Raw genomic sequence first — 16,292 nt, 5'->3', positions numbered from 1 at the left:
CCGTTCATTGATCGGCCGTGGCCGCCATCGGCACAATGGCGTGCTGAACAGCGGCTTCGGCAAGTAGCCGCGTGGAATCCAGCGTCGGTAGCGCGGAATTGGCGTCGCTGATTATCAACGGGATTTCTGTGCAGCCAAGGATTACGGCATCGCACCCACGCTCGCGCATGCGCTCGATAAGCGCCCGGAAATAGGCTTTGGAAACTTCTCGGAATTGGCCATAGACTAGTTCCTCCATGATGATCCGAGAGATTTCTGCCCGCTCGTTCGGCTCGGGACGAAGCCATTCGATCCCTGCATTTTCGAGGGCGCTCGGATATACGTCGCTTTCGACCAGCCATTTCGTGCCGAGAATTCCGGCGCGGCGAACGTCGCGCCTTCGCGCCTCCGCGACGACCACTTTCGCGATGTGCAGCAACGGCAAAGGTGACTTGGCTTCGAAATGGTCCATTGCCGAATGGATGGTATTGTCCGGACAAATAAGAAAATCGGCGCCGGCGTCAGCAAGCCGATGGGCTGAGCGAAGCATAATTGCGGCAACACCTTCGAGGTCGTTGGCGTTCAGCGCTTCCACATATTCCGCAAGCGAGGCGCCATGAAGCGCGACCTCGGGATGGGCGTGAGGGCCTAGCAATGCGGCCGACCTTTCGCAAATTGTTCGATAGCAGAGCGCCGCACCTTCGGACGAACAGGCAACGATCCCAATGGTAAGACAATTGGACATAATGAGCAGAACATCCTTTAAATCGCTCCTTTGTCCCTTATATAGAACAGTAAATTATCGTCAATGGGGTCGGAGATGAGTAATTCTGCTAAAGCGGGTGATGCGGAGAGGAGGCGAGCTTTCGCCGCTCTTCTCAAGGGTAAACGGCGCGACAAAGATCTCTCGATCACCGAGTTGGCCAAGATCGCAGGGATCGCCAAGTCGAATCTCGCACGGCTTGAGGCGGGTGAGGGAAATCCAAGTCTGGAAACACTTTGGACGCTGAGCAAGGCTCTTGATATCAATGTGAGGGATCTGATCGATCCTGCATCTCAGAGTACCCGCTTCTCACGCGTCGAGCCCGATTATGAAGCACGTGCAGAGGATGCCGATTTTAGGGTGAAACTTCTCTCAACCTGCCCAATTGGCTCTGTGCGGGATATCTACCGTGCGGTTTTCCAGCCGGGAAAACTCAAAATTTCGGAGGCGCACTCGCGGGGAATTATTGAGCACGTCATTGTCGTAAGTGGGAGCGCCCGGATCGGACCGCTCGAAAAGGTGGAAACTCTCGGGCCAGGCGACTATTTTTCGTATTCCGGCAACCAGGCCCATGTTTACGAAGCCCTTGAACCGTACACGACCGCTATCATCATTATGGAAGGTACATAAGCGAGGCGACACGTCGTTTTCCCGTCGCAGGAAAAGGCCGGTCGGAATCGCCGCTGTTGCGGACGTCATTAATCCATAAACCAACGTCCTGCGCTGCGCTTATGGGAGATATATCGCTCGTATGCTGCGTCGTCGCGAATATCCCGATTAAAACGACAGTTCTGCACCTGACTTCTGCGACAGTACCGCCGATGACCGCCTGCAAGGTCCGGATTCAGGAGTGATGACCGCCGGCACGAACCTCCGGGATTAGCGATTCCTGCCTATACAGGCTGACCTGCATCGTATTCGAGATGTGGTTGGTCGCCCATGCGGCAATCGGCGGTGAATGAGTAGCCATCGCCCGGAATATCGCACCATAGCGTAGAATTGGCGGGCCCGGCGGGCCATGCCCGACAATGATGAGCACTACGCCTACGCTATACCCCTCTAACGCCGCATTTGCGTGGAACCAAGGGTGAAGGAAGGCCGAGGACACCAATTGCGCCGCGTGGCAGTGTTCCCATACCCGGCGAGCGGTTTCTCAATGCTGCCCGGCCCTGACGTCGATCGAAAGTTCGAAATTCGAAACTAGCGTTGATAGGTCAGATATTTCATTTGAAATGTGGAGGCCTATTTTTCGCACGGCGCACCTTGCCGGGCGGATGAGCGTCATGGGCCGACGGGACCAATAGTCGAGGTAATGACTTGCTGCATCATGTTCAATCTGGCCCGCCAAATGGGGCGCCCATCTTCTTTCTGCACGGCGCGAGCTTTGATGGACGGATGTGGGGTGAGATCATCCCCTACCTGCCGGATTGCCGCAGCACGATGATCGATTTGCCGGGGCATGGTCAAAGCGCAAGCGTGCCCTTTACAACCTTTGATGATGCCGCTGACGAAGTGGCCGCTGTTATTCGGCGTTTGGCTCATTACAAGGTTACGATAGTCGGCATTTCGATGGGTTCTTATGTCGGCTTTCGACTTCTGGTTCGTCATCCGGAATTGTTCAGCCATGCAGTATTCAGCGGTTTCCAAAGCGGTCCCATTCCCATGAGTCGGTCCATGCGGACAGTCATGGCCATCTCATCCTGGATGATGAACTTCAAAGGCGTTCGGGAAAAAATGGTCCGGTCGATGGGGGGCTCAGACGTCAGTTTGATCAGCAACATAGATGGGAAGCCCAATGCATCAGCGGCAACAACGCGGCACGTGGGACGACTCGCGATCGATTTTGATGCTGCGCCTGACCTGCCAAATGTCTCCGCGCGCACCCTGATCATTGCTGGAGAGAAAGAGCATGCAACGATTAAACAATCTTTGCCTGTTTTTGAGCGGTCCATCCCCTGTTGTGTTTCAATGATTGCACCCGGAATGGGGCATGGATGGATCGCAGAAGCCCCAGAGTTGTTTGCCCAGACCGTCCCGTGCGTGGATGACCGATAGCGGTCTGCCGGCAGCATTGGTGCGGCGACACAGCTAGCGGTGGAACGACGAGATCCCACAGTCAACCACACCCAGTCATAGGGGGGCTGTCATAAGGGGCGGCTCCGACCAGCATTCGGCCCTAGCTGATTGTACGGCAATCGGCGGCAGCAGCGTCGCTGTCTCGCAGAATATCGCGCCATAGCGCAGAATTGGCGGGCCCGGCGGGCCGCGCCCGACGAAGATGAGCACTACGTCTACGCTATAGCCCTCTAATGCCGCAATGATTCGAAGTCGGGGCTGAAACCGTCGCGTCATGGGCCGTGATCGTGCAAGGATTACTGAAATTCCAAACGAGTATTCCAGTTATGGCCAACGCGTCTCAGACCGAGCAAAAATTCGAACCTTCTCTAATCGTTCTCGCGGATATCTTAGCCGCCGACCCAGAGATACCGATCTCCAGCGAGCGTTCGGTCGATTGCTCGGTGCTGTGGCGACATTACTCGACGGCGCGCGATGCGGCAGAGTTGGGCGGCGACGGAGAGAAGGCAGCCGTCTACAATCTTCTGGGCGGCGTTTGCTCGATGGGCCTACAGGCGGGCGAGCCACTGAAACCGTTCACGCCGCTGATGGCGTGGGCTGCGGGATCAACTCCATCCTCCGAGGTCACAGCGTTACGCGCCACCTCCGCCGACCGTTCCAGATCCACTCGCCAGGGATCGACAGCCGCCGTGATGAGCGCTTCGCGCAGTTCGGGCCGCTCCGCGATGGGGCCATGGATGGCCATGTCTTGATAGACTTCGAGTTTTTCTGTCACGTTTGCTCTTTCAAAATATCTCGCGTTGCCGTCAGACCGCAGCAGGAAGCGGGTCGGTGCCCTCGCTCAGAATAGCGAGATACCCCCGGTAACTGAAAACGCGGCCGCGCTTGCGGCCCGTGACTTCCTCGACGATGCCAAACCGCTCCAGATCGGCGAGCGCCGCATTGACCGTGGGGGCCGAGAGGCCTGTCTGCTGAACGAGCTGGTTGGCCGTCAGATAGGGATTCTGCTGAAACAGATCATGGATACGCAGCGCCGAGCCGGCCCGGTCACTCTCCACCGTGATCCGTTCGCGATCTTCCTTGAACAATTCGACGATCCGGGTGGCCGCATCGAACGCCTGATTGGCGGTATCCGCGACGCCCGTGAGAAAGAAGTCGAGCCAGGCTTCCCACGCGCCATGTTCGCGCACCTCCTGAAGCAGGCGGTAATAGTCGGCGCGATGGGTTTTGAGATAGAGGCTCAGATAGAGCAGCGGCTTGCGCAGCACCCCGTTGACGCAGAGATACAGCGTGACCAGTAGGCGGCCGATCCTGCCGTTGCCGTCGAGGAACGGATGGATGGTCTCGAACTGAACATGCAGCAGACCGGCCTTGATGAGGGCGGGCAGACGCGAGCCTTCCTCGTGCATGAAGCGCTCAAGCGCATCGAGGCAGGCATCCATCTCGGTCGGCGGCGGCGGCACGAAGAGCGCATTGCCGGGACGGGTGCCGCCGATCCAGTTCTGCGAGCGCCGGAATTCGCCGGGGCTTTTCGTGCCACCGCGACCGCTTTGCAGCAGGCGCGCGTGCATCTCGCGGATCAGGCGCAGCGACAGCGGCAGGTCTTCCAACCGTTCCAGCCCATACATCATGGCATCGACGTAGTTCGAGACTTCGCGGATATCGTCGATCGGCTGACCGGCCTGCGCCTCGGTCTCAAAGCGGAGAAGGTCCGAAAGGGTCGATTGCGTACCCTCGATCTGGGACGAGAGGACCGCTTCCTTCCTCACATACATGTAGAGGAACAGTTCCTGGCGCGGCAGTAGCATGGTGATGCCGTCCAGACGCCCCAGAGCGCGTTCGGCCAGACTCAACCGTTCCAGCAGAGCAAGCACGTCTATCGATGGCTCTGGCGGCAACGATGGCGGCACGAAGGCGCGCACCATCTCGCCCGCGACGGGCGTTTCGACGAAGCGGCCTAGCCGGAGATTGGGCGCGGGTTCAGACATAGGCCCAATATGGCGCAGAATCGCTATTTAAGCAATCGCGGTTTGGCTTAAATAGTGAGATAGGCAAGGTAAGCGCTCTTAAATAAGAGGCCGTGCCCCCCACGGTCTCCCCGATCCCGTGGGGGGCCGCGTGGATTTGCCGACTAGGTCGAAGCGTCCGAGACCAGTCTCAAACCTGCTGAGTTCCGACCGCTCTTTCGCAAGCCACCTTGTCGCCGCACAGGAAAAGGAGGGACTTCGCGCGAGACATCCCTACATAAAGCGTTTCGCGATCTTTTTCAGGCGTGCAGCTATCGAGGCCCCACAAGATGACGATCGACCGCTCCAGTCCCTTGAAGCGGGCCACAGTATCGACGGTCACCGAGCCTGGGCGATAGGCCTCCAGTCGCCCCCATTTTGCGGTGCCGGGGATGGACGTTGCGGCCAGCGCCCGCTCGGAAGCTTCGCGGACCGCCGCATCACATAACAATATGCCTATGTCATGAGGTTTCATCTTCTCTTCAGCGACAAGTCGCGTCACTAGAGAGGCGATCGCGCGGGCCTGTTTGTCGATTCCCGTGGCGGGAATCATCTCGACGCCGACACCCGCGATGGCGGGGGCTTCGATGGCAGCACCCTTGTAATATCGATAGGCCGCAGCGTGAATGTGGCTCGTGTTGCGGCAGTTCTTGTCGAGGAGCATGGGCTCACCGGAGATCGGGATTGCCGCCGAACGTCCATAGATGTCCTGGTTTTCATCGAGAAAAACATAGAGAAGGCCCTTCTCATGCTCGGACAGCAGGAGTTCGATCGGCATCCAGAATTCGTCACCGAAATCCTGCGCCTCATCCACGACGATCGCATCATAGTGCGGCCCGAACAGATCTATCGCGAGCGCCAGGGCGATCGGCTGATGATGGTCGTATTCATTGCCGCCAGGATAATCACGCCTCGCCTCGGCAATGAGATCGCGACCCAAATCGACCTTGGCCTTGTCGATCCACCGCCGACAAAGCTGATGAAAACTGGCCACCTCCAGATTTGCGATGCCAGCGCACTGTTCGCGGAGATGGTCCGCCAAGCCCCGATTGAAGCAGACCAGAAGCGTGCTCAGGCCTTCTTCAGCCGCCCTGACCGCCTTCTCGCGCGCGATGAGCGTTTTTCCTGTTCCAGCGCCACCCGCGACCATCACCCGGCGCTGACGCGAGAGATAATCCAGGATGACGGCTTGGCGTTCGGTTAGCGTGACCCGTTCCCGTTCCTCGTCCTCCAGGCGGACTGAAAGAAGGGGACGCGTCGAGGCCACGCGCGCAAAAATCTTGCGCGCAGTTTCGACTCCGCGCGTGCCAATCGGATTAACCCGCTGATTGTCGCCAGGCTGTGACGCCCAATATTGGAAAGCGCCTTCGACCCATGATGCCAGCGCCGTAAGATCGGTTCGATCGCCGATGATCTCAGTAGGTGCATCCGGTCCCTTCAGGCGTTCGCCATCGCCCACATCAGGCACGAAGATCGCATGCCCGATCGCAAACCGGCCAATGACCAGCTTTTGCCACTGGGGATTTTCCTTCAGTTTTTCGAGGATGCCATACTTTCCTCGGCGCGCCTGATCGAATGGATTGTGGATCTCATGTACGACATCGCGCCGGTCCGTGGAGGTCCAGCGCCTGGTGCTGTAGTCTAAATCGATGCGGCCTCCCTTCACCTCGATGACAAGCAATCCGTGGCGTGGATGGCAGATGAGGAAATCGACTTCCCCGTCCCGGGGGCCTTCACCCTTAGGTTTGGCGATCCACGCTACCGAGTGCAGCACCAGATAGTCGTCGTCGAGTTGGGCCTTGAGCGCCGAATAAAGGCGCATTTCCCCAGAAGAAGTCGATTCCACAGCGTCTGGGGGTGGGATGCAAATGGCCATGGCTCAGTCCAGGAATTCGAGGTTCGTGTTGAACGGAATGAGTTTCCGACCCGGATCCTTAAAGTCGACAAGCAAGGAAATGGCGATGCCACGCCGGTTGACTTGCTCGATCGTGCCGACACCCCACACGGCGTGCTTCACTTTAGCCCCAACCTCCAGGTTCATGTCTGTGGCGGTAGCAACCTCCTCGGTTGCGTCCTTCCAGCCGTGGTCAAACCAGTATTCGATGACTTTTGAGAACGGGTTCGCGACGGCGCTGACACGGTGGTTTTGCGGATCACGGGCGTGTTCGACCACGTAGATCCAATAGTCGCCGGGATGCTGCTGCGCAGTGGCAAACTGGACGTGGGACAGCTTAACGCCACGTTCGGTCCAGGCTCCCTCTAGGCCTTTGACCTCGATCAAGCGCCGCCCCGCACCGTCACCCCCTGCCGAGACAATATCAAAACCCGGATTGTTGTGCGGCTGTTCCACCGGCACCCGGCCGGAATTTTTCTCATATTTCATGACGGCGTTAATGGCCGCCAGATCAATCAGGCCCGCGATGTCGTCCCCTGTGCTGCCCACCGGTGATGTGTCCGTGTCGCGTGGGGTGGCGTTGACATAGGACAGCATTCGGCTCCTGCGCTCCTGCCGCTCGGCCCGACTTGGGCCAGGACGCCGATCACTATGGGGCTGCCAGCCGCCCGAGCTGTTGGGCTGACCGCCGCCAGAACTCGCCGAATCCGTCCCGCCCACGCCGCTTTGCGTTTGGGCTTCATTCTGCTGACCGAAGCTTCCGTCGTCCGGTCTCGATTTGAACGGATTGTCACTGGCGACCCCGCCCGCTGATGATGTGCTGGCTGTACCAGCCCCAACCACGGGGTCCCGGGCGCTCTCGCTAGTGGATGGGGGCTCGCTGTCTTCGGGTTTATCGAATTCTTCGTCTTCGGTGCTGTCCTGATCCTCAGCAGATTCCGGCATATCGTCCTGTTCAAGGATTTCCGGGTCGTCGCCGGCCGGTCCGTCTGGTGACGTTCCGTCCACTTCCGGCTCGACTTCGGCAACCTCTTCCGGCGCATCGGAAATGCTGTCGGTCAGCGGCAGCTCGTCATACGCACTTTCGGGTGGGCGATAATTGGCGCTGCGTAGCGCCCGCTCCGCTTCGGCCTCTGTCCCCAACGAAGCGACAAATGCCGCCGTCATGATAAGAGGTGGCATGTCGATGCCGTGGCTAAGTTGCTCAAGCGAAGCAAAAAGGGCGCTGAAGGCGGCGGTCCAGTCGATTGTTTCCCCGGCGTCGCCCTTTACGTAGAGCGTCTTCGAGCTTGGCTCGTAGAAGGCCGCAGCCGAGGTGGGCGCTGATCGAACAGGCGGATCGTACTCGGTGATCTCGGCTTGTACCTGTAGCGCTTCGGTCAAATGCACCTCCACCGCGCAAAGGATATCATGGAGCCGATTCCGGAACGCATCACTAGGGGCCAACCAGAGCAGGAGGTCCGCGCGTTCGCGCAACCGCGTAGTCGAGTTTGAATCTGCTACACTGACTGGCTCAAATGCGAGCCGCAGCCGGGCAATCTCCGAGAAGCGCACGACCTGAAATTCTCGGAAAAGACGTGCCGCGGCGTGTCGCGACACGACCGGCGGGGTGATCAGCCGCTCATCAAGGGCTCCGGCGAACGGTTCAGCCAGAACAGCAGAATCGAGCCACGCGGCTTCATCCGGCCAGACAACGCTGCCATGCATATTCAGTAGCGCCGGTGCGTCTCCGATCTTGGCGATCGCTGTATGCGCTTCGGGATATTCTCGCTCCAAGGCGTCGGCAAGCCAGCCGAGGCACCGCTCATGAATCGAGGCGTCTGCATCCGAAATGACAGGCTGCGCCGCGATTTCTTGCAGGAGCGCGGCATAGTTCCGCGCCGATGGGGCGTCTTGTACACCCAGCCGCCTGTAAAGCGGTTCGCGTTGGCGCATACGCGCGCTCGCCGAATGCCAGTGTGTTGATTTCCGCGGAGATTTGACCCTGGATTTCCACTGAGAAGTGACCCGGCCGGATGGTGGTCTGTGGTCAGGTGGCGGTCAAGTTCCTGGATTTCTCCTTGGTTGTTTTGGCGGGTTTTGCCGAGCTATTCCGGAAACGGAAACTGTCGTTCCCGGTCTCCAGGATGTGGCAGTGATGGGTAAGGCGGTCGAGCAGGGCCGTGGTCATCTTGGCGTCGCCGAAGACGGTGGCCCATTCCGAGAAGCTGAGATTGGTGGTGATGACGACGCTGGTGCGCTCATAAAGCTTGCTCAGCAGGTGGAAGAGCAAGGCGCCGCCTGATGCGCTGAAGGGCAGATAGCCGAGCTCATCGAGGATGACGAGATCGGAGTGCGCGAGCCTGGTGGCGATCTGTCCGGCTTTTCCCTGGGCCTTTTCCTGTTCGAGGGCATTGACGAGTTCGACGGTGGAGAAGAAGCGGATCCGCTTGTGATGGTGCTCGACGGCCTGAACGCCCAGCGCCGTTGCGATGTGCGTCTTGCCGGTGCCGGGACCGCCGACGAGGACGACGTTATGGGCCTCGTCGAGGAACTCACAGCGGTGGAGCTGGCGAACGAGTGCTTCATTGACCTCGCTGCTGGCGAAGTCGAAGCCATTGAGGTCGCGGTAGGCCGGGAAGCGTGCGGTCTTGAGCTGATAGGCCGTTGATCGGACCTCCCGCTCGGCGGTCTCGGCCTTCAGCAACTGCGATAGGATCGGCATGGCGGTCTCGAAGGCCGGAGAGCCTTGTTCCGTCAGTTCGCTAACGGCTTGGGCCATGCCGTGCATCTTGAGGCTGCGCAACATGATGACGATAGCCCCGCTGGCCGGATTATGACGCATGGCGCACCTCCCTGGCCCGCCGCAGGGCGTCATAGCGTTCGACGTTGGCCTGCGGTTCGGTGGTCAGCGTGAGGGCCTGAGGGGCGTCGATCGTTGGTGTGGTCAGCGGCGTACCATCGATCAGTCGGTGCAGAAGGTTGAGGATGTGGGTCTTGGTCGGCACGCCGGCCTTGCATGCCAACTCGACGGCCGTGAGCACGACCTGTTCGTCATGCTGCAAGACCAGGGACAGGATCTCGACCATCTCGCGGTCGCCACCCGGTGTTTTGAGCAGATGTTGCTGGAGGGAACGGAAGGCAGTTGGCATCTCGGCGAAGGGAGCCCCGTTCCGCAGGGCTCCGGGTTTGCGCTGGACGACCGCCAGATAGTGCCGCCAGTCGTAGATCGTCTGGCTCTGGCGATCATGAGATCGGACAAAGGCTCGGCGATGCTCGCAGATCGCGTGCCCCTCGGCGACGATGACGATCCGGTCGGGATAGACGCGCAAGCTGACGGGTCGATTGGCGAAGGACGCCGGCACGCTGTATCGATTGCGCTCCAGATGAACCAAGCAGGTTGGCGTCACCCGTTTGGTGTGCTCGACGAAGCCGTCGAAGGGGCGGGGCATCGCCATAAGGTGCCGGACCTCTTCGGCCCACACATCGGCGATCGTACCGGGTTGCGAGCCATGCTCGATCTGTGACCACAACTCCCGGCATCGCTTCTCCAGCCAGTCATTCAAGGCTGCCAGGGACGGGACGTTGGGCAGGGGCTGCCAGAGCCGATGGCGGGCATCCTGTACGTTCTTCTCGATCTGCCCCTTCTCCCAGCCCGAGGCCGGATTGCAAAACTCGGCCTCGAACAGGAGGTGGCTCACCATGGCCGAGAAGCGGATGTTGACCTGGCGCTGCTTGCCACGGCCGACCTTGTCGACGGCCGTTTTCATGTTGTCGTAAATGCCCCGCCGCGGCACGCCGCCGAAAACCCGGAAGGCGTGGTTATGGGCATCGAACAGCATCTCATGGGTCTGGAGTGGGTAGGCGCGCAGCATGAAGGCGCGGCTGTAGGACAGCTTCACATGAGCGACCTGCAGCTTGGTGCGCTCGCCGGCGATGATCGCCCAGTCCTCAGACCAGTCGAACTGGAAGGCCTCTCCGGGCACAAAAGCCAGCGGCACGAAGGTGCCGCGGCCGCTGGTCTGCTGCTCGCGCAGCCGGGCTGCCTTCCAGTCCCGGGCGAAGGCCGCCACCCGATTGTACGATCCCTCATAGCCCAGCGTCACAAGATCGGCGTGCAGCTGCTTCACCGTGCGCTTGTGCTTACGCGACTCGCCAGCCTCGACCTGCAGCATCGCCGCAAGCTTGTCGGCATAGGGATCGAGTTTGCTCGGCCGGTCAGGAGCCTGAAACTGCGGCTCGACGCTGTCCGCCCGCAGATACTTGCGCACGGTGTTCCTCGAGAGGCCGGTGCTGCGGGATATCTCTCGGATCGAGCGACGATCCCGATGATGCCAGCGTCTGATGACGCTCAATAACTCCATGTCGATCACTCCGCTGTCCCCCGCGTAGCCCGCGTGAGACGTGGTGAAAACATGGGTCACTTCTCGATGGAAAAATCCCCGGCAGACGGGTCAGATCTCAATGGAATTCAACACCGGCCATCTCTTCCTCGTAATCGTCATCCCGTGCAGGCTGACCATCCGTATCGATCTGCCGCGAGATGATGCGCCTTCCCAACTCCGCGCTGATCAACAGCGCGCGTTGCTGAAGGAAGGCCTCGTAGTCATTCTCCCAAACGCCAAACTCGTCCAGATCGCCGATGAGATGCGAACTCATGGTCTCGGCAAGCGCCTTGTTGGATTTCTTGAAGCCCTTCATGTAGGTCGCAGGCGGCTTGGCGCGGATTTCTCGCTTGTTCAGATAGTCATCGACAATCGTGATATTGAGGATGTTGTTGATCTTCCACTCTTCGACCTTCGCCTTGCCGAGATAGGCGCGTGGGAAGAAATGGTGGTAGTTCTTACTGTTGGCCTGTTTCAGCCAGTAATTCCGGATGCTGACCAAAGAATTGTCGTTGAACGATTTTGGTTGCTGGAACGCATAGAGGCACAGGATCGCCTTGATCGAGCTTCTGCCCGCGTTGAACCAGCCATTGTCGAGCAGAAATTCCGGCGTGATATCGACGGCCCAGTCGTAGTCCGGTGACTTTCCGTCAAGGATAAGATCGATCCGCCGAACATCCTGCGCCAGCTTGCTCTCCACGGACGACGAGTACCGCGCCCCAAGGGAGCAGCGCCAGAAGAAGTCTTCCAGCAGCGGTCTTTGCTCGACCGAGGGCTTGTCCGGATGATGGTAGAAGAAGTACGCGAACGGCACGAGCAGCGTATTGTACGGCAGCAACTGCGAAACTGGTATCCGATAGCTGTTGCGAAAGAACTCGACCGCTCGCTCAAAGGCGTCGATGGCGCGCGGCCACGCATCGATGAATGCCGTTTTGCTGAGCTTGAGGATCGTCTGCTTCTTGCAATCCTTGGTTAGTATCAGAGAGACTAGTTGGAGCAGCGTGGCGTCCGAGACGGTTTCGTAGTCCAGCGGTTCAAGCTTGGCGATCAGCTCATCGAATTTTTCCGCCAGATCGAACTCCCGTACCTCGTCATAGGTCTTAGCGACCATGATCTCGAAGACGCTGAGCGGTTTGCCGCCGACATTAATGCGAGTGAAAATTTCCGTTGCGACGTCGATCGGAACATCCTTCACCTGGATGATCGAGAAGTCATAGGACTCCACCCGGCGGCGATATTCGGAGAGGCGGGCATGGTAGTGCTGCGGAAATGCCGCGAGCTGCTGGAAGCCGCCGTAGATCAGGTCATGCAGCCGTATCCAGGTTGCGTCCGGCAAGTCCGAAACCTCGGTCAGAACGATCTGATCGTCCTCGCTCGCTTCGAGGTTGATGAACATCTGAGCGAAATCGTCTTCCTTTCCGGAATTGCGCTGAACCTTCAGGCCGCGAAGCGATGCATAGAGGCTGGTGAGACGCTGCTGGCCATCGAGCACGAAAGAGACGGTCTCGCCTTCCTTGGGTTCCGGCAGCGGCGTGTTTCCCAAGTCCCGGACACTACGCAGGCGTTCCTTCGTCGACCAGAATATGAAGGTTCCGACCGGATATCCTTTGATAATGCTGTCGAGCAACGCTGCGGACTTCTGGATCGTCCAGACGAAATCACGCTGGAATTGCGGAATCTTGACCTGTCCGCGCTCAATGTCCGTAAGCAGATTTGTGTAGTTCGAATGCGTCGGACTTGGCAGCATCATAAAATATTCCCCCCAGATCAAGATCAGCTTCAGTTGTTCTGATTCGACTAATCATCCATCGATTGCACATAAGCCGGGAGGTTTCGAGGGGCGTTGCCCTGCGGGCCGCGCTTTCGGCTGCGCCGGAACCACGCCAGGGGCGTGTTTCCGCCATCCGGCTTCAATCGCTAACGCGAAGAGCGGCGGGTGGTGGCCCTTCCGCTAATGAAGCCCTGCTCGGGCGCGAGCCGGGCTTATGAAGTTGTCTGTTCACAGCAGCAGCGGTAGGCCCGTGACGGCGGGATCGCCGTTCTCGGCATCGACACACTCGGTCGGGTAGCGCGTTGGGAAGCTTGAATCGCTAGGCGGCGGGAACGGTCACGTTGCTACGGCGGGTGATCGTCTCCAGCCTGCCAATGCCGGCGTTGCGAATACGGTGAAGATCGGGAAGCAGCCACGTCCGCCGATGGACGATGGACGGGCCTTGCCGTCGGAGGTCAGGGGAAGGTTGAACCGACGGACAGTTCTCCGCCGTTCTTACGTCTGGCGCGGAGGCCGACCGCCGCCATTTTGTCGCATTTCCTTCCGAGTTGCCTGCCAGCCACGCCCACGGCGTCCTCGAATGGATTGGGTCTGACCGAAGACCGGCTGCGCCTCGCTCGTCTTCCCGCAACGTCCGTCGCCAGCTTTTTTCTGCCGCGCGCGAGCGCGCTTTGCATCGCGAAGCAAAAAAGCCGTCGCCGGCCGCCGTCCACTACGTTCCCGCCCCTTCGGGTGCGGGCCGATCGTCCCCGGTCGCACGACCACCATCGATGCCGCGATAGGCGCGGCCGGATGCGAAAAGGAACACGGCAATGGCGACCATCGGCACCTTCACCAAGAACGACAACGGCTCGGCTGGCTTCACCGGCGCGGTCAAGACCCTGACCCTCAACGTCAAGACCGTGAAGTTCGTCACGACCGAGGGCGACAGCGAGCGCGGCCCCGACTTCCGCATCTTCGCAGGGGCCACGGAATTCGGCGCGGCCTGGAAGAAGACCGCCCGAGAGACGCAGCGCGAATATCTCTCCGTCAAGCTGGACGATCCGAGCTTCCCCGCACCGATCTACGCCAGCCTGGTCGAGGGCAAGAACGGCGAAGGCCACAATCTCATCTGGTCGCGCCGCAACGGCGACTGAGACCGGACATCTCAAGAAGCCCCGCTCACCCGAGCAGGGCTTCGTCATGGTCATGGCCGCCCACCGTTTGTCAGGGAATACGGCGATCAGGATGTGCGGTTGTCAGGGTTTGCGACTTTGCACATCCCGATCAGATCCTGATGCCCGGCGCCCGCTGGCGCTCATGCCGGGTGGGTTTTGCTAGGGGTTCCACCCCCGCGCGGCGCAAGGGATCGCTGACGCTCGTCCAGGCCGGTGTCCCCGGCCTTCCTCCACGTCGTTCCTCCGTTCCGTGCAGGCCGGGTGATCCCCCTCCGACCCGGCCACCCTTGCACCTTGCTACCCCGGTCTCGGCGACGGCCAGGGTTGCAGCGCAGCGCTGCGCTCCAACCCAAGCCCACGGAGACAGAACATGTATCATCAACTCGCCACCCGGTTCGGCCGGAATTCCCATCAGGTCAGCGGGCGCGAAGCCCTCGACAACGAAGCCCTCTACCGCCACGTCCCGTCCGTCTTCGCCCGCGAGGCGCATGACAGCCGGTCGGATCGGTATGTTTACGTCCCTACGATCGAGATCGTGGAGGGGCTGCGAAAGGAAGGATGGTTCCCGTTCTTCGCCGTGCAGTCGGTGCCGCGCGACGGCAGCCGCCACGGCCACGCCAAGCACATGCTGCGCCTGCGCCGGGATGACGGCATCGGCAAACCAGAGGCGGCGGAAGTCATCATCGTGAATTCCCACGATGGAACCTCGGCCTATCAGATGTTCGCGGGAATGCTGCGCTTCGTTTGCACCAACAGCATGATTGCGGGCGAGCGCTTCGAGGAAGTCCGCGTTCCCCATAAGGGCGGCATACAGGATCAGATTATCGAGGGCGTCTATACGGTCGCGGAGGATTTCCCGCGCCTGATCGACGCCACCGAGACTATGAAGGACACCAGACTGTCGCAGGACGAACAGCGCGTGCTGGCCGAGGCGAGCCTTGTCGCCCGTTATGGCGAGGACGAAAGCCCCGTCCGCCCGGATCAGATCATCGCGCCGCGCCGCCGCGAGGATGTCGGGCAAAGCCTGTGGAGCACGTTCAACGTCATTCAGGAGAACATGATACGCGGCGGGCTGGACGGTCGCCGCACCAATGCCGATGGCCGTATCCGCCGCAGCCGGACCCGCCCGATCAACGGCATCGATCAGAATGTCGGGCTGAACCGTGCGCTTTGGACGCTGGCGGAAGGGATGCAGCGCCTGAAACAAGGATGATCGTAAAGCCGTGCAGCCGGATTTCCGGTTGCACGGCTTTGCGTCTTTCCGGTTCCGCACATCCCCAGATTTTCCGCCGATCCGTGGAGCCGGATCGGCGAGCGGCTCGCCAAATCACATCTGCGATGTTAAGTAATGATTCACCAATATTGATCGGATTGTACGATCTACATATCCGATAACAGCAAGTTCAAAATATACCTCAAGTTGTGAACACTTCGTCTTTCCGGCGCCGACGGCGCATGGGAAGAAAGAGGTGACGCCATGCCGAGTTCTGACTGGCGGGCGCCGGCCGCCTATGGACATGCTCAGAGCATTCCTGCTGCCGGCTTCGCTTGGGAATATCTCCGCCGCGACGACGAGTATCGCCGCGACTTCCATCGCATGAAACGGAAATCCCGGCACGACACCGAGGCGCGAACCGCGTTCTCCAACCGCTGGGGGTTGCGATTTCGCTGCGGACCCGGACCAGCCTGCCGATCGCGCCGCGCTCTTCTGGACGCCCGCACTCCAGCCTGAAGCCTTCGAGCTTCGTCCATCAGGCGATCCACCCGGCGACTTTGCCATGCCCATTGTGCTGCCGGGGCTTCCCGGTCTCGCGGCACGATCGCCGATGGACACCGCTTGGCACGGTCTTTGGCGCGGATCGGGCGGGGAGCATCGCTTCTGGCTCGCGGCCCCGCCGCCGGACGGCCGGGCGAACTTCGTCGTCGTCCTGCCGCTCGACGCCCTGTTCGAGCTGCGCGCCGAGGCCGCGCTGCGCTTTTGGCTGGCGCTGGCCGGACGACCACCGGGCGACCGGCGGCACGACCTTCCGGCCCAGACCCGCGAGCGTCATATCCTGATCCTGCGCGCGCTCGATGCAAAACTTGCCGGGGCCAGTTATCGCGTCATCGCCGAGGCGTTGTTCGGCTTTCACGGCCGGTCAAAGAACGATTGGGAGGTCAGCCCTTTGAAGAACAAGGTCCGCCGCCTCGTTGCGGACGGCCTGTTCTACATGCGTGGCGGCTATCGCGAGCTGCTCCATTATCCGGTCCGCCTGCGGCGTCGACGCTGAGGAGCGACCTGG

At 60.2% G+C, this 16,292-nt stretch carries 14 protein-coding genes; 7 read left to right on the top strand and 7 right to left on the bottom strand.

The features are described from left to right. Positions 1–4 precede the first annotated feature (4 nt). Positions 5–724, bottom strand: coding sequence for an aspartate/glutamate racemase family protein (locus tag A3M1_RS0116960; protein ID WP_026221358.1), 720 nt, complete (start codon positions 722–724; stop codon positions 5–7). 75 nt (positions 725–799) lie between these two features. Between A3M1_RS0116960 and A3M1_RS25960 the strand changes: the two genes are divergently transcribed. The 3 genes from A3M1_RS25960 to A3M1_RS0116945 all read left to right on the top strand — a co-directional run bounded on the left by A3M1_RS25960 (position 800) and on the right by A3M1_RS0116945 (position 3,570). Further along, positions 800–1,372: a helix-turn-helix domain-containing protein gene (locus A3M1_RS25960; protein ID WP_026221357.1), complete on the top strand. Its 573-nt coding sequence runs from the start codon at positions 800–802 to the stop codon at positions 1,370–1,372. A 687-nt stretch (positions 1,373–2,059) separates the two neighbouring features. Beyond that, the gene (locus tag A3M1_RS25955; protein WP_156029617.1) at positions 2,060–2,797 is read left to right on the top strand and encodes an alpha/beta fold hydrolase; all 738 of its coding nucleotides are present in this window, start codon (positions 2,060–2,062) and stop codon (positions 2,795–2,797) included. Between the two features lie 347 nt (positions 2,798–3,144). After that, the gene (locus A3M1_RS0116945) at positions 3,145–3,570 is read left to right on the top strand and encodes a hypothetical protein (RefSeq protein ID WP_018390185.1); all 426 of its coding nucleotides are present in this window, start codon (positions 3,145–3,147) and stop codon (positions 3,568–3,570) included. Positions 3,571–3,624: 54 nt separating this feature from the next. Here the strand turns inward: A3M1_RS0116945 and A3M1_RS0116940 are convergent, their stop codons facing one another. The 6 genes from A3M1_RS0116940 to A3M1_RS0116915 form a co-directional block, all read right to left on the bottom strand. After that, complete coding sequence (locus A3M1_RS0116940) at positions 3,625–4,806, bottom strand: Fic family protein (protein ID WP_026221356.1); 1,182 nt, start codon at positions 4,804–4,806, stop codon at positions 3,625–3,627. A gap of 169 nt (positions 4,807–4,975) precedes the next feature. Then, a complete protein-coding gene (locus A3M1_RS0116935) occupies positions 4,976–6,700 on the bottom strand; it encodes an NERD domain-containing protein (RefSeq protein WP_245261719.1) in 1,725 nt (574 codons plus the stop codon). Between the two features lie 3 nt (positions 6,701–6,703). After that, a complete protein-coding gene (locus tag A3M1_RS0116930; RefSeq protein ID WP_018390182.1) occupies positions 6,704–8,653 on the bottom strand; it encodes a DUF3883 domain-containing protein in 1,950 nt (649 codons plus the stop codon). A 94-nt stretch (positions 8,654–8,747) separates the two neighbouring features. After that, a complete protein-coding gene (istB, locus tag A3M1_RS0116925) occupies positions 8,748–9,542 on the bottom strand; it encodes an IS21-like element helper ATPase IstB (RefSeq protein ID WP_018388938.1) in 795 nt (264 codons plus the stop codon). Then, positions 9,532–11,061 carry an IS21 family transposase gene (gene istA / locus A3M1_RS0116920; protein ID WP_026221262.1) on the bottom strand — a complete coding sequence of 510 codons (1,530 nt, stop codon included), beginning with the start codon at positions 11,059–11,061 and terminating at the stop codon, positions 9,532–9,534. The genes istB and istA overlap by 11 nt, the downstream gene beginning before the upstream one ends. Positions 11,062–11,158: 97 nt before the next feature. Continuing rightward, a complete protein-coding gene (locus A3M1_RS0116915) occupies positions 11,159–12,832 on the bottom strand; it encodes a DUF262 domain-containing protein (RefSeq protein WP_018390181.1) in 1,674 nt (557 codons plus the stop codon). Positions 12,833–13,665: 833 nt separating this feature from the next. Between A3M1_RS0116915 and A3M1_RS0116910 the strand changes: the two genes are divergently transcribed. From A3M1_RS0116910 to A3M1_RS0116900, 4 genes are all read left to right on the top strand, one after another. Then, the gene (locus A3M1_RS0116910; protein WP_018390180.1) at positions 13,666–13,989 is read left to right on the top strand and encodes a DUF736 domain-containing protein; all 324 of its coding nucleotides are present in this window, start codon (positions 13,666–13,668) and stop codon (positions 13,987–13,989) included. Between the two features lie 391 nt (positions 13,990–14,380). Then, on the top strand, positions 14,381–15,223 hold the full coding sequence (locus A3M1_RS0116905) for a DUF932 domain-containing protein (protein ID WP_018390179.1): 843 nt from the start codon (positions 14,381–14,383) through the stop codon (positions 15,221–15,223). Positions 15,224–15,487: 264 nt separating this feature from the next. Continuing rightward, the gene (locus A3M1_RS26920) at positions 15,488–15,742 is read left to right on the top strand and encodes a transcriptional regulator domain-containing protein (protein ID WP_085930255.1); all 255 of its coding nucleotides are present in this window, start codon (positions 15,488–15,490) and stop codon (positions 15,740–15,742) included. 46 nt (positions 15,743–15,788) lie between these two features. Beyond that, complete coding sequence (locus A3M1_RS0116900) at positions 15,789–16,280, top strand: DUF2285 domain-containing protein (RefSeq protein ID WP_245261717.1); 492 nt, start codon at positions 15,789–15,791, stop codon at positions 16,278–16,280. The last annotated feature ends 12 nt before the right edge of the window (positions 16,281–16,292 follow it).

The sequence above is a fragment of the Ancylobacter sp. FA202 genome, assembly GCF_000380205.1.
In the GTDB taxonomy this organism is placed as follows: domain Bacteria; phylum Pseudomonadota; class Alphaproteobacteria; order Rhizobiales; family Xanthobacteraceae; genus Ancylobacter.
Note: the sequence above shows the minus strand (reverse complement) of the source record. Positions and strands in the feature narration are given on the sequence as shown.